The organism is Arthrobacter senegalensis (assembly GCF_059091765.1).
In genome coordinates this window covers 941,815-954,994 of record NZ_JBNHGZ010000002.1, presented here as the reverse complement: position 1 = coordinate 954,994, position 13,180 = coordinate 941,815, and the positions used below count along the sequence as shown (strand labels likewise).

Below are 13,180 nucleotides of genomic sequence, written 5' to 3'. Positions count from 1 at the left end.
ACCCTGAAATGCAGGAGCGCTATGGAGCCAATCGAAACACTGCTGGCTACTGCACGCGATGCCTACGCGCGCGGTGAATGGCGCCCAGCCTATGACGGATTCGAGCAGGCCCGCAGCCTCTCGCCACTGGACGTGGAGGATCTGGCCCGGCTGGGCGACGCCGCCTGGTGGGTGGGGGATGTCCGCGAATCGGTAATGGACTCCGAGGAAGTCTTCCACCGCTACGAGAACGACGGCGAAAAACTCGCTGCCGCCATGAAGGCTCTGGATCTGGGTCTGCTGTGGACGCTGCGCGGGGACCTGATGATCGCCTCCGGCTGGATCAACCGCGCCAGGCGCATGCTGCTGGATGCCCCGCAGAGCCCCGTCCACGGCTACCTGCTGTATCTGGACACCGTCAACGCGCTGCTGTTTGCCGAAGACCCGGAGCCGGCCTTGGCCGCCGCCGAGGAGCTGCAACAGATGGGGCGGAGGTTCAACGCGCCCGTGCTGCATTCCTTCAGCCTCACCCTGACAGGTTTGGCCGATCTGCGGGCCGGGCGGACGGCCTCGGGCTTCGCGGCCTTGGACGAGGCGATGCTCCCGGTCCTCGCCGGGCAGGTGCCCCCAACCTGGTCGGGAGACATCTATTGCACGGTACTCCACGCCTGCTACCAGCTGGCCGACCTGCCGCGGATGCGGGCATGGACCGAAGCCACCGAGCGCTGGTGCGAGCAATTGGCGGGCGGCATGGTCTTTTCCGGCGTGTGCCACATCCACCGGCTCCAAATCCGCAGCATAGAAGGCAATTGGGACGGAGTGGAACGCGAGATTGCCCAAAGCAGCTCGGAACTGGCGGACCGAAACGTGTGGGCCGCCGGTGAAGGGTACTACCAACTCGGCGAGCTGCGGCGGCTGCGCGGTGACCTGCAGGGCGCCGCCGACTCCTACGCCAGGGCGCGGGACTTAGGTGTTGAGCCACAGCCCGGCGAGGCCAAACTGCTGGCCGCGCGCGGACATCTCGACGCCGCGTGGGCCGGCCTGTCGGCAGCACTGGAGTCCAACGATCGGCTGACCCGGGCACAAATGCTGCTCCCCGCGGTAGAACTCGCCGTGCAACTGAAGTTGACGGCGGAAGCCGAGGAATACTGCCGCGAACTGGAGCAATCTGCCGGTGACTTCAGCAGCCCCGGTTTCCTGGCCTGGGCACGGCATGCCCGCGGGGTCCTGCTGTTTTCCGGCGGCCAGGCCGCGCAGGCCCTCTCCGTGCTGAGGTCCGCGCTGCAGGGTTATCGTTCCCTGCATCACCGGCACGACACCGCGCGGGTGTACGAACTGCTCGCGGCCGTGCACCGCGAGCTGGGCCAGCCGGAGACCGCGGCGTCGGAAGAGGCGACGGCCCTGGCCATCTACCGGGAGCTCGGGGCGGAGCCGGATGTGCGCCGCCTGGACGGCCAAAGGTCCCCGGGCGGCCTGACGGATCGGGAAGCGGAGGTACTTGCCTGCATCGCCCGCGGTGCCACGAACAAGGAAACGGCAGCCGCACTGTTCATCAGCCAGAAGACGGTCGGCAGGCATCTGGCCAATATTTTCCTCAAGATCGGTGTCTCGTCCCGCACCGCGGCCGCCGCGTGGGCCCACGAGCACGACGTTACCGCTCCCTTGACGCGGCGCTGACGCCTGCATCGTTGGCTAGACCCTGACGCCTGCAACGGAGGCAGGCACTGACGCCCGCATGGCTGGCCCGAGCCTGACGCCTGCATCTTTTGCCCCATCCGCGCCGCCCGAGCCCACAGACCTTGCCCGATGTTCCCGGTGCCGCCGGCTCCCTACCGTGAGATTCAGCAGGCAACAGGTGCCTGCTTCCGGACCACGGGAGAAGCCATGACCACCATCCAGGAAGCTGCCGGGCAGTTCGACACCGAGGCCGCCGAAGCGTTCGCGCAGCGCTGCCTGACCATCCTGAACGACGGCGCGCTGGCCATGCTGGCCAGCATCGGTCACCAGACCGGGCTGTTCGACACCCTGGCGGCGTTGCCGCCGGCCACCAGCCAGCAGATCGCGGACGCCGCAGAACTGGACGAGCGCTACGTGCGCGAATGGCTCAACGGCCTGGCCGCGTCGCAAGTGGTGGCCTACGGCCCGGTTTCCCGCACCTACCGGCTGCCGGCCGAACACGCCGCCTCGCTGACCAGGGCCGCCGGCCCGGACAACCTGGCGCGGCTGCTTCAGTACATCCCGCTGCTCGGCGGCGTGGAGGAGGGGGTCGTCGCCGCATTCCGCCAGGGCGGCGGGCTGTCCTATGCCGACTATCCGCGCTTCCACCAGTTGATGTCGGAGGAAAGCTCGGCGGTTTTCGACGCCGGACTGATCGAGGAGATCCTGCCGCTGGCCGACGGGTTGGTCGAACGCCTGCGCCGGGGCATCGACGTGGCCGACGTCGGCTGCGGCAGCGGGCACGCCATCAACCTGATGGCGCAGGCGTTTCCCGCCAGCCGGTTCACCGGCTATGACTTCTCGCCGGAGGGAATCGCCCGGGCACGGCAGGAAGCGGCGCGCATGGGCCTGCACAATGCCTCGTTCGAGGTCCGGGACGTCGCCGAGCTGAATGAACCGGGACGGTTCGACCTGGTCACCGCCTTCGACACCATCCACGACCAGGCCCAGCCGGCGCGCGTGCTCGGCGAGATCCATGCGGCCCTGCGGCCCGGCGGAACCTTCCTCATGGTGGACATGAAGGCCTCCAGCAATGTGGAGGACAACTTGTCGCTGCCCTGGGCGGGCTTCCTCTACACCATTTCGGTGATGCACTGCATGAGTGTTTCGCTGGGCCAGGGTGGCGCGGGACTGGGCACCGCATGGGGCCGGCAGCTTGCCCTGTCCATGCTGGCGGATGCGGGCTTTTCCGGGACGGTCGTCAAGGACGTCGAGCAGGACCCGTTCAACGCCTACTACATCGCGGCCAAACGGTAACCCGACGACGGCGGCTCAGGCGGCCAGCCCGGCGGCCTGGGCCGTCAGTTCCAGCGCGCGCAGCCGCTGCGCGACGGTCGGCGCCTGGAACGCCACGATCAGCTCGTCGGCGCCGGCATGCTTGGCGAAGCCTTCCAGGTACTCCGCCACCGCCTCGCGCGTCCCGACGGCCGAGTACTTGACCATCTGCTCCACGTGCTGGCCCTGCGGCGAGTCCAGGATGAGATCCGCTTCCTCGTCGGTAAAGGTCCGGTCGCGGCCGAACAGCAGCGAGACGCGGCTGCGCCGGACAACCCGGAACTGCTCCTGCGCTTCCTCGTTGCTGTCCGCGGCGATGGCGTTCACACCGGCGATCACGTACGGTTCGGCGAGTTGCTCCGACGGCTGGAACTCGCGGCGGTAGACGGACACGGCGTCCTGCAGCGCGTTGGGCGCAAAATGCGAGGCAAACGAGTATGGCAGCCCCAGCGCCGCGGCCAGCTTCGCGCCGAACAGCGAGGAGCCCAGGATGTACAGCGGCACGTTGGTGCCCTTGCCCGGTGTCGCATCCACGCCCTTGATGCGCGACTTTCCGGTCAGGTAGCCCTGCAGCTCCAGCACGTCCTGCGGGAAGGATTCGGCGCTCATCGGATCGCGGCGCAGCGCCCGCAAGGTGTTCTGATCGCTGCCCGGTGCGCGGCCCAGGCCCAGATCGATCCGTCCCGGATGGAGCGCCTCCAGCGTGCCGAACTGCTCGGCGATGGTCAGCGGGGCATGGTTCGGAAGCATGATGCCGCCGGCGCCCAGGCGGATGCTGTTGGTGTGCGCCGCCACGTGGGCAATCAACACGCTGGTGGCCGAGGACGCGATCGACGCCATGTTGTGGTGTTCGGCGTACCACACCCGCCGGTAGCCCAGTTCCTCCGCCCGCTGCGCCAGGGACACACTGCCGGCCAGGCTTTCACCCACGGTTTCGTTCGTGCCGATGGTTGCCAGGTCAAGGATGGACAGAGGTACGTTCACGTCGGCGGGGCCTTTCGTCGCGGGACGCCCGGGGTGGTTGCCGCGGGCACACATCCTGCACAACGACGGCGGTGCCCGTCTTTATTTCTTCCCTCCCCGCCCGTGGGGGCCGGCTGCCGGGCCATCGCCGCCGTCACGTCGCGGGCGTAGAGTCTGCAGGCATGGAGCATCATCACGACCGCCGGGAAGAGCCCGACCAGTTCTGGGAGTCCTTTTACAGCCAACGGGACCAGGTGTGGAGCGGCCGGCCGAACGCCATGCTGGTCCGCGAGGTCTCCGGCCTGCCGCCCGGCACCGCCCTCGAGCTGGGTTGCGGCGAGGGCGCAGACGCCATCTGGCTCGCCGGCAAGGGCTGGACGGTCACCGGCCTCGACATGTCCGGGCTCGCGCTGCAACGGGCGGCCAAACACGCCGACGAAGCCGGCGTTGCGGACCGCATCCGGTGGCTCCGACAGGACCTGGCCCGCTGGGAACCGCAGGAAAGCTACGACCTGGTCTGCGCCCAATTCCTGCACTCGCCGGTCGAGCTGCCGCGGAACGCCATTCTCACCACGGCGGCCCGCGCGGTAGCACCCGGCGGCACGTTGCTGGTTGTCGGCCACGAGTCGTTTCCGCCGTGGTCGGGACATCCGGAACCCGAGGAACCGCTGCCCACGGCCGGGGAGCTGGCCGATGCACTGGGACTAGGTTCCCCGGGCTGGGCCCTCGACACGCTCGACTCCGTCCCCCGCGAGGTCACGGGCCCGGGCGGGCAGAGCGCCACGATCACGGACAGCGTCCTGCGCGCCCGCCGGCTGGCCGTTTAGCCGGCATCGGCCCTGGCCTGCATCCGGCTTCTGACCCGGCAGCGGCTTCTTACCCGGCGGCGTGCTCGATGCTGCAGTCCGTGCCGGGGAAGACGACACTCTCATGCCCGTCGTCGAACCTCACGTAGTAGGGCGGGGCTCCGCCGTCGCCCCTGACCTCGATGACTTCGCCGTGCCGGTCAGCCGAGTCCACCGTCCTGCCCCTGATGACGATGCGGTCTCCGGGTGCTGCGATCATGACCGCTCACCTCCTTTCCCATAGCCTAGGGGAACGGGCTGCGGCCGACCAGAGTCAGCGCACCCAGCGGTGCGGGGCGGGCCGGCGGGTGCTGGGCAGGGCGTTGTTCTCCCGCCACTCGTGCAGCCATTCGGGCAAAACCAGGTCCGCCGGCGGCCGCTGGCCGACGGCGGCGAAGATCTCCTCATTGGAGACCGGGCCCTGCTTGGAAACCAGCCGGGTGGCGATGTAGGCGCGGGCATGGATTTCGCCGTCGGCCACCATGCGCTGCTCGAAGAAGATGGCGCGGTCGTCAAATCCGATGATCCGGGTTTCGATGCTGTATTGCTGGCCGAGTGTGAGCGATTTACGGAAGGAAATGGTCTCCGCGCCGACCACCGGCGACCAGCCCTTGCGGCGGAAGGTGTCCCACACGCCGGCGCGCACCATCAGCTCGAAGCGGCCGAGGTCCATCAGCGAGAAATACATCCCGTTGTTGACGTGCATGGCGATGTCGATGTCGGTGGGCAGCACGCGCAGGGACAGCGTGGACGAATCCCATATGTCCAGGGCAGGACGGCGGCGGGCCGTCAGCAGCAGCAGGAGGGTGCGGAAGATCAGGTGCATGCCGCCATGTTACCCGGAGGTAACTTGCCGGGCGGGCGGGACCGGCTAAGCCGCGCCGGTCCCGCCACTTTCCAGCTAGTCCCGGCTACGCGTGGTGTCCGTGTTTTTTGCCGTCCCCGAGGTCCTCCGGCAGTCCCCCCGCGGGATGGTCGGGGCCGCCGGAGCCATTGATGCGCCCGGCTTGGCCAGGCTGGACGACCGGCGTCTCGGACGTCACCGGCACCGCGAACGGCACGGTGCTGGGGACGCTGACGGCTCCGCGCACCGGGCCCATGCGCCGCTGCCGCAGCGGATCCCGGCGCAAGTCCACGTACAGCGAGAGGCAAAGCCCCACCATGATCAGCACGAAGGGCGTTGACGCCAGGATGGTGAACGTCTGCAGCGCGTCGAGCCCGCCGACGAACAGCAGCACGGCCGCGACGGTACCGGTGAGAACGCCCCAGAGGATGACCAGCGGCTTCCACGGCTCCTTTCGGCCGCGGGAGGAAAGCGTTCCCAGCACGACGGCGCCGGCGTCGGCGCCGCTGACGAAAAACACCGCCGTCAGCACCATCACCACGATGGCCGCGCCGAAAAAGAACGGATAGTTCTGCAGGGTTGCGAAGAAACCGGCCGCCTCGTCTCCGGTCCCGGCAATATCTTCACCGCCCAGCTGGAGGTGGATGCCCGCACCGCCGAACACCGAGAACCAGACCACGCTCACGGCGGTGGGGACCAGCAGCACGCCCAGGACGAACTCCTTGATGGTCCGTCCGCGGGAGATCTTGGCGATGAACGTGCCCACGAAGGGGGTCCAGGAGATCCACCACGCCCAGTAGAAGATGGTCCAGTTGGCCAGCCACTCGGTGCCGCCGAAGACGGCCGAGTGGAAGCTCATGGGGACGATGTTGGCCAGGTAGTCGCCGATCGCGGCGGGGACCAGATCCAGGATGAAGACGGTGGGACCCACCACGAAGACGAACACCAGCAGCACCGCGGCCAGCACCATGTTCGTGTTGCTCAGCCACTTGATGCCGCGGGCAACGCCGCTGGCCGCCGAAATCACCACACCCACGGTCAGCACGCAGATGATCAGGATCGGAGCCACGACGCCGGGGTTCTCCTCGAACCGGCCGGTCCGCAGCAGTGCCAATCCGGCGGCAATCTGCAGCGCCCCCAGGCCCAGCGAGGTCGCTGAACCGAATTTCGTACAGATGATCGCCAGGATGTCGATCGGCTTGCCCCAGCCCTTTTCCTCAATCCGCTCCTTGCCGAAGATCGCCTGGAAGGGCGAACTCATCAGGTTGCCGCGGCCCATCCGGTACGTCGAATAGGCCAGGGCCAGGCCAACCACCGAGTAGATGGCCCACGGGTGCAGACCCCAGTGGAAGAGCGTGTAGGCCATCGCGCTGTTCGCGGCCTCGGGGGATCCCGGAGCGGCATCCACGAAGGGCGGCGGCGAGGCAAGATGAGTGACCGGTTCGTAGACGCCGAAGAACATCAGGCCGATGCCCATGCCGGCGCTGAACATCATGGCAATCCACGACAACGTGGAGAATTCGGTGGTTTCGCCCTCCTGCGCGAGCGGAATGTTGCCATACCGGCCGAAGGCCAGCACCAGCGAAAAGATTACGAAGCCGGTGGCGCCGAGGATGAACAACCAACCGAAGGAGTTGGTCACCCAGCCGAGAATTGATCCGGTTACTTCGGTCACCTGCTGGGTAAAGAAAACACCCAGCAGGCAGATGGCAACAATAATGCTGCCTGAAACGAAGAAAACCGTCTTGTCGACGGTATTCCAGCCCCGCTGCCCGTCATCACCCGTATCCCGGGAGACAGTCGGCAAGGGGCCGGTAAATTCGCTGCTCATCACTGATCCTCACTGTTGTCACCGGCTGTACGCGTGCGGCGCTCCGGGCTTGCTGCGGCTCTTCGATGTCAAACGTCCCGTCAGTATGATGGCAGGCATGAGTGGAGATGGCGACTTTCAAAGCGATGATCAGACCCGGATGGACCACTATGGCGACACCGGGTACACCGCCTTCGGCAGCCACGGCGAGGTGTCCAAGAACGACCCGAGGGTGGTCGCGCATGCCGAAGTGGATGCCGCCAACGCCGCTGTGGCCGTGGCCATGGCGAGCGGGGGTGTGTCCCCGGAGGTCAGCGCCATGCTGGTCAGCGTCCAAAACGACTTGTTCGACCTGATGGCCGACCTGCTGGTGCCGTATCGCGGCAATCAGGCGGCGGACGCCCGCATCATCCCCGAGCATGTGGAGCGGCTGGAACGCGCCATCGAACACTTCAGGCAGGAAGCCAAGGACCTCAGCGGCATGCTGCTGCCGGGCGGAACCCTCTCCGCTGCGCTGCTGTACCAGGCCCGCACGGCGGTGCGCCGCGCCGAACGCGCGGTCTGGGCGGCCCTGGATGAGTACGGCGACGTGGTGAATTCCGAGACCGGCCGCTACCTCAACCGGCTCTCCGGGCTGCTCTTCGTGATGGCCCGGGTGGCCAACGCCGAGCACGGGGACGTGATGTGGGTTCCCGAGTCCTCCGTCCGCGGCGTCCTCGAGGACCAGTCCGGCACCACCGAGTAGCGCTGCGCAGGCAACCGCCGTCACGATCCGGCGGCCTGCCGGGTATCCTCGACGGTGATGAGCATCACCTCCGACGCGCCCGCGACCAGGGCCTTGACAGAGCAGTCCGCGCGCACCCTGGCGCGCGGCCTCTCGGTGTTAAGCGTCTTCGACGACGGTCATCCGCAGATGCGGGCGGCCGAGGTTGCCGCCCGCGCCGGCCTGAACCGTGCGGCTACCGCGCGGGTGCTCCGGACGCTGGTCAGCCTTGGCTATGTGCGCTGCCGGGATGATCTGTTCTCGCTGGCCCATCAGGCCCTGGAGCTGGGCCACGGCTACGTCGCGGGCTCTCCGCTCGTCCGGGCCTCCCGCGGGGCGGTCCAGTGGCTGACCGGGGAATTCAACGAACCGTGCACGGCGGGCGTGCTGGCCGGCGGCGACGTCATCTGCATCGCGGCCACCCGCGTGCCGCGCATGATCCGCGCGGGGCTGACCGTCGGCGCCAAGATTCCGGCGCACGCCTCGTCGATGGGCAAGGTGCTGGTGGCCGGGCTGTCCGAGGACGGCCTCCGGTCCGCCGTCGACGGCGGCCTCAGCAGGCTGACCGAGCAGACCATCGACAGCACCTGGCGTTTCCGCCAGGAGATCGAGCAGGTCCGGCGGCAGGGCTACGCGGTCAGCAACAGCGAACTGCAGCAGGGCCACCGCACGCTGTCCGTGCCCGTGAGGGACAGCGGCGGCACGGTGCTCGCCGCCGTCGGCGTCAATATGCTGGCCACCCCCGACACGTTGGAGACGGCCATCGCCAGCCACCTCCCGCTGCTGCGCCGCGCGGCGGAGCGGATCGCCGAAAGCGCCTCGCGCTAAGAGCCCGACGGCGGTGCCTGCGCGCGGGGCCTGTGGGCGGGGCCTGTGGGCGGCGCTTGGCGGCGGTGCCTGCGCCTGAAACCTGGGGGCGGCGCCTCCGGGCGGGCCCGCACGCGGTGCGGGACCCGCCAAAGCGGGCGCCGCCCTCGTCGTCCTCCCGTTCAGGGGATCAGGACACCGGATCCGCGGCCGCCGCGAACTGCGACATGTAGAGCCGGAAGTACGGGCCTTCGGCCGCCAGCAGCTCCGTGTGGTTGCCCTGCTCCACGATCTTGCCGTCCTCCATCACCAGGATCACGTCGGCGTCCCGGATAGTGGAGAGCCGGTGCGCAATGACAAAGCTGGTGCGGTCCGTGCGCAGCGCTGCCATGGCGTGCTGGACGAGCAGTTCCGTGCGGGTGTCCACCGAGCTGGTCGCCTCATCCAGGATCAGGAGGGACGGGTTGGCCAGGAACGCGCGCGCGATGGTGATCAGCTGCTTCTCACCGGCGGAGACGTTGTTGCCCTCTTCGTCAATCACCGTGTCATAGCCGTCCGGAAGCGCCCGCACGAAGCGGTCCACGTAGGTGGCCTTGGCGGCCGCCATCACTTCTTCCTCGGTGGCGTTTAGGTTGCCGTAGCGGATGTTCTCGTAGATGGAGCCGCCGAACAACCAGGCGTCCTGCAGCACCATGCCCACCTTGGACCGCAGTTCGGCCCGGCTGAGGGCGGTGATGTCCACCCCGTCGAGGGTGATGCGGCCGGCATCCAGTTCGTAGAAGCGCATCACCAGGTTCACCAGGGTGGTCTTCCCCGCGCCCGTCGGCCCCACGATCGCCACCGTCTCGCCCGGCCGCGCGGCGAAGGAGAGGTCCTCGATCAGCGGCTTGTCGGGGCTGTAGCTGAAGCTGACGTTGTGGAACCGGACCTGCCCTTCGGTTTGGGCGGGCAGCGATTCGGTGGCGGTGTCCGGGGCCTGCTCGTCGGCGTCGAGCAGTTCGAAGACGCGCTCGGCCGAGGCGACGCCGGACTGCAGCATGTTGGCCATGCCCGCCATCTGGCCCAGCGGCTGGTTGAATTCACGCGAGTACTGGATGAACGCGGTGGCATCGCCCAGGGTCATGGAACCGGATGCCACGCGCAGGCCGCCCACCACGGCGATTCCGACGTAGCTCAGGTAGGAGATGAACTGCATGACCGGCATGATCATGCCGGAGACGAACTGCGCGCCGAACGAGGCCTTGTAGAGTTCCTCGTTCTTTTCGTCGAACTGTTCCACCGACTGCTGCTCGCGGCCGAAGGCGCGGACCAGATCATGGCCGCTGAACGATTCCTCGATGTGCCCGTTGAGCGCTCCGGTGTTCTTCCATTGCGCGGTGAACAACTTCTGGCTGCGGGTGCCGATGAGGCCGGCGCCCACGGCGGAAAGCGGCAGGGCGATCAAGGCGATCAGGGCCAGCTGCCAGGAGACGATGAACATCATGATGGTGATGCCCAGCAGGCTCAGCGCGGACATGATCAGCTGCGCGAACGCCTGCTGCAGCGCCTGCTGGATGTTGTCGACGTCGTTGGTCACCCGGGAGAGCATGTCGCCGCGCTGGCGGGTGTCGAAGTAGTTCAACGGCAGCCGGTTCAGCTTGGCTTCCACGTCGCGGCGCAGCCCGAAGACCACCCGCATGACGATTTGGTTCAGCAGCCAACCCTGCAGCCACATGAACAGCGACGCGACCACGTACATCCCCAGCACCAGCAGGATCAGGTTGCCCAGCAGTTGGAAGTCGATGCCGACCCCGGGAACCAGTTCCATGCCGCTGAGCATGTCGGCGAACTGGTCCTGGCCCTGGGCGCGGAGCCCGGCGATGACTTCTTCCTGGCTGGCGCCGGCGGGCAGGTTCGCGCCGATCGCGCCGCTGAAGATGACGTCCATGGCGTTGCCCAGCACCTTGGGCGCAATCACGTTAAGCACCACTGCCACCAGCACCATGGCCAGCACCAGGATGATCCCGGCCTTCTCCGGCTTCAGCAGCCCGAACAGGCGCTTGGCGGACGGCCAGAAGTGCTGGGCCTTGCGGACCGGCGTCCCGGTCATGAAGTCCTGGTCGGCCTCGCCCGGCTGGAACTGTTCGTCCAGCACCTCGGCCTCGGCTTCAGCGGCGGCTCCCGGCGTTGGCGCCGTCACGGGGTCCGGCCCGGTGGCCACCTCGGCCGGGGCTTCCTTGTCCGGCGTCATGCCGCTTCCTCCACCGCAGTCTGGGATTGAACAATTTCCTGGTAGGTCTCCGAGCTCTCCAGCAGCTGCCCGTGGGTGCCGCGGGCCACGATCTGTCCGTGCTCCATCACCAGGATCTGGTCCGCGTCGATGATGGTGGCGACGCGCTGGGCGACGATGATGACTGTCGCGTCGCCGGTGGTCCCCTTGAGGGCGGCCCGCAGCCTGGCGTCGGTTGCCACGTCCAGCGCGGAGAACGAGTCGTCGAACAGGAAGACCTTGGGCTTGGCCACCAGGGCGCGGGCGATGCACAGCCGCTGGCGCTGGCCGCCCGACACGTTGGTGCCGCCCTGCGAGAGCGCCGACTGAAGCCCCTTGTCCTTGGCACGGACGAAGTCCTCGCCCTGGGCCACGCGCAGCGCCTCCCAGAGTTCTTCATCCGTGGCGTCCGGATCGCCGAACCGCAGGTTGTGTGCCACCGTGCCGGAGAACAGGTACGGCCGCTGCGGCACCAGCGCCACGCGGTCCGTGATGTCGGTGCGCTCCATCCGGGTGACCGGAACGCCGTCGATGAGCACCTCGCCGCTGTCGGCGTCGAACAGCCGCGGGAGCATGCTGATCAAGGTGGTCTTGCCCGCGCCGGTGCTGCCGATGATCGCCGTCGTCTGCCCCGGCCGCGCCGTGAAACTGACGTTGCGCAGCACGGGTTCCTCGGCGCCGGGATAGGAGTAGGTGACGTCGCGGAACTCGACGACGCCGGCCGGTTCCCGGGCTTGCTGCGGCTCGGCGGGTTCATGCACGGAGGGCTCGACGTCGAGCACCTCGCCGATGCGTTCGGCACAGACCGAGGCCCGGGGAATCATCATCGCCATGAAGGTGCCCATCATCACCGCCATGAGGATCTGCAGCAGGTACTGGAGGAAGGCCGTCAGGGCACCGACCTGCATCTCGCCCGCGTCCACGCGAAGTCCGCCAAACCACAGCACCGCCGCCGTGGCCAGGTGAAGGATCATGCCGATCGAGGGGAACATCAAAACGAACAGGTTGCCGACCGAGACCGAGACATCGGTCAGTTCGCGGTTGGCCTTCTCGAAGCGCTTGGCCTCGTAGGGCTCGCGGACAAACGCCCGGACCACGCGGATGCCGGTAATCTGCTCACGGAGCACCCCGTTGATGTTGTCGATCTTCGTCTGCATCATGCGGAAGAGCGGCATCAGCTTCCAGACCAGCAAACCGACGACGACGAACAGCAGCGGCACCGATGCCCACACCAACCACGACAGTTGCAGGTCCTCGCGCAGTGCCATGATGATGCCGCCGACGCACATGATGGGTGCCATCACCATGAAGTTCAGGCCCATCAGCACGAGCATCTGCACCTGCTGGACGTCGTTGGTGCCGCGGGTGATGAGGCTCGGCGCGCCGAATCGTCCTACCTCCCGGGCGGAGAACCCGGTGACCTTGTGGAAAATGCCGCGGCGGAGGTCGCGGCCCATGGCCATCGCTGCCTTCGAGCCGAAATAAACCCCGGCGATCGCGGCCGCCACCTGGATAAAGCTGACCACCAGCATGAGGCCGCCGGTGCCCCAGATGTAGTCGGTGTCGCCGCGGGCCACGCCCTCGTCAATAATCTGGGCGTTCAGGCTGGGCAGGTACAGCGCGGCGATGGTCGCAATCAGCTGCAGCACCACCACGGCGAACACGTAGGGAAGATAGGGGCGGCCGTAATGGCGGATGAGGCGGAGCAGCATCGGGACGTGACGCAACTTTCGGCGAAAAGGTGGATTGAGGCCAGATAGAGGCTACACCTTGGCCCGAGCCGCTGTAACCCACGGCAGATGAACTTCTCCCCCGGCCTTCAGCGGCCCGCCGGTTCCCCCGCTGTTCTTCGTCCCGGGCGACACAAAGCGGCGGCAATTGGCCACGCCTGTACCCCGCTGGAAGACTGAGGCGCACCAAACCGAGACAC

General features: G+C 67.6%; 11 protein-coding genes. 5 read left to right on the top strand and 6 right to left on the bottom strand.

The genetic code is table 11. The annotated features are described in order from the left end of the window. Nucleotides 1-21 precede the first annotated feature (21 nt). Together AC5RVG_RS09870 and AC5RVG_RS09865 are read left to right on the top strand one after the other, a co-directional pair. Nucleotides 22-1,656 (top strand): LuxR C-terminal-related transcriptional regulator, encoded by a 1,635-nt coding sequence (locus tag AC5RVG_RS09870; RefSeq protein ID WP_494013711.1) that lies wholly within the window; start codon nt 22-24, stop codon nt 1,654-1,656. Nucleotides 1,657-1,863: 207 nt separating this feature from the next. Then, on the top strand, nt 1,864-2,952 hold the full coding sequence (locus tag AC5RVG_RS09865) for a class I SAM-dependent methyltransferase (protein WP_494013710.1): 1,089 nt from the start codon (nt 1,864-1,866) through the stop codon (nt 2,950-2,952). A 15-nt stretch (nt 2,953-2,967) separates the two neighbouring features. Here AC5RVG_RS09865 and AC5RVG_RS09860 read toward each other — a convergent pair whose 3' ends face one another. Beyond that, nucleotides 2,968-3,954, bottom strand: a complete 987-nt coding sequence (locus tag AC5RVG_RS09860; protein WP_494013709.1) for an LLM class flavin-dependent oxidoreductase — start codon at nt 3,952-3,954, stop codon at nt 2,968-2,970. A 161-nt stretch (nt 3,955-4,115) separates the two neighbouring features. On the opposite strand from AC5RVG_RS09860, the gene AC5RVG_RS09855 reads away from it, so the two are divergent. Beyond that, nucleotides 4,116-4,760: an SAM-dependent methyltransferase gene (locus tag AC5RVG_RS09855; RefSeq protein WP_494013708.1), complete on the top strand. Its 645-nt coding sequence runs from the start codon at nt 4,116-4,118 to the stop codon at nt 4,758-4,760. Nucleotides 4,761-4,809: 49 nt separating this feature from the next. Here the strand turns inward: AC5RVG_RS09855 and AC5RVG_RS09850 are convergent, their stop codons facing one another. The 3 genes from AC5RVG_RS09850 to AC5RVG_RS09840 form a co-directional block, all read right to left on the bottom strand. Further along, nucleotides 4,810-4,998 carry a DUF1918 domain-containing protein gene (locus AC5RVG_RS09850; RefSeq protein ID WP_494000889.1) on the bottom strand — a complete coding sequence of 63 codons (189 nt, stop codon included), beginning with the start codon at nt 4,996-4,998 and terminating at the stop codon, nt 4,810-4,812. 54 nt (nt 4,999-5,052) lie between these two features. Continuing rightward, a complete protein-coding gene (locus tag AC5RVG_RS09845; RefSeq protein ID WP_494000890.1) occupies nt 5,053-5,604 on the bottom strand; it encodes an acyl-CoA thioesterase in 552 nt (183 codons plus the stop codon). Between the two features lie 85 nt (nt 5,605-5,689). Further along, a complete protein-coding gene (locus AC5RVG_RS09840) occupies nt 5,690-7,453 on the bottom strand; it encodes a BCCT family transporter (protein ID WP_494000891.1) in 1,764 nt (587 codons plus the stop codon). 97 nt (nt 7,454-7,550) lie between these two features. On the opposite strand from AC5RVG_RS09840, the gene AC5RVG_RS09835 reads away from it, so the two are divergent. Next, on the top strand, nt 7,551-8,177 hold the full coding sequence (locus tag AC5RVG_RS09835; protein WP_494013707.1) for a cob(I)yrinic acid a,c-diamide adenosyltransferase: 627 nt from the start codon (nt 7,551-7,553) through the stop codon (nt 8,175-8,177). A 57-nt stretch (nt 8,178-8,234) separates the two neighbouring features. Continuing rightward, on the top strand, nt 8,235-9,023 hold the full coding sequence (locus tag AC5RVG_RS09830) for an IclR family transcriptional regulator domain-containing protein (protein ID WP_494013706.1): 789 nt from the start codon (nt 8,235-8,237) through the stop codon (nt 9,021-9,023). Nucleotides 9,024-9,192: 169 nt separating this feature from the next. Here AC5RVG_RS09830 and AC5RVG_RS09825 read toward each other — a convergent pair whose 3' ends face one another. Together AC5RVG_RS09825 and AC5RVG_RS09820 are read right to left on the bottom strand one after the other, a co-directional pair. Continuing rightward, the gene (locus AC5RVG_RS09825) at nt 9,193-11,232 is read right to left on the bottom strand and encodes an ABC transporter ATP-binding protein (protein ID WP_494000894.1); all 2,040 of its coding nucleotides are present in this window, start codon (nt 11,230-11,232) and stop codon (nt 9,193-9,195) included. Then, the gene (locus tag AC5RVG_RS09820; protein WP_494013705.1) at nt 11,229-12,962 is read right to left on the bottom strand and encodes an ABC transporter ATP-binding protein; all 1,734 of its coding nucleotides are present in this window, start codon (nt 12,960-12,962) and stop codon (nt 11,229-11,231) included. The genes AC5RVG_RS09825 and AC5RVG_RS09820 overlap by 4 nt, the downstream gene beginning before the upstream one ends. Nucleotides 12,963-13,180 lie beyond the last annotated feature (218 nt).

Coding starts and splice junctions, on each gene's coding strand:
- AC5RVG_RS09870 (WP_494013711.1), top strand. CDS start 22: ATGGAGCCAATCGAAACACTGCTGGCTACTGCACGCGATGCCTACGCG.
- AC5RVG_RS09865 (WP_494013710.1), top strand. CDS start 1,864: ATGACCACCATCCAGGAAGCTGCCGGGCAGTTCGACACCGAGGCCGCC.
- AC5RVG_RS09855 (WP_494013708.1), top strand. CDS start 4,116: ATGGAGCATCATCACGACCGCCGGGAAGAGCCCGACCAGTTCTGGGAG.
- AC5RVG_RS09850 (WP_494000889.1), bottom strand. CDS start 4,998: ATGATCGCAGCACCCGGAGACCGCATCGTCATCAGGGGCAGGACGGTG.
- AC5RVG_RS09845 (WP_494000890.1), bottom strand. CDS start 5,604: ATGCACCTGATCTTCCGCACCCTCCTGCTGCTGCTGACGGCCCGCCGC.
- AC5RVG_RS09840 (WP_494000891.1), bottom strand. CDS start 7,453: ATGAGCAGCGAATTTACCGGCCCCTTGCCGACTGTCTCCCGGGATACG.
- AC5RVG_RS09835 (WP_494013707.1), top strand. CDS start 7,551: ATGAGTGGAGATGGCGACTTTCAAAGCGATGATCAGACCCGGATGGAC.
- AC5RVG_RS09830 (WP_494013706.1), top strand. CDS start 8,235: ATGAGCATCACCTCCGACGCGCCCGCGACCAGGGCCTTGACAGAGCAG.
- AC5RVG_RS09825 (WP_494000894.1), bottom strand. CDS start 11,232: ATGACGCCGGACAAGGAAGCCCCGGCCGAGGTGGCCACCGGGCCGGAC.
- AC5RVG_RS09820 (WP_494013705.1), bottom strand. CDS start 12,962: ATGCTGCTCCGCCTCATCCGCCATTACGGCCGCCCCTATCTTCCCTAC.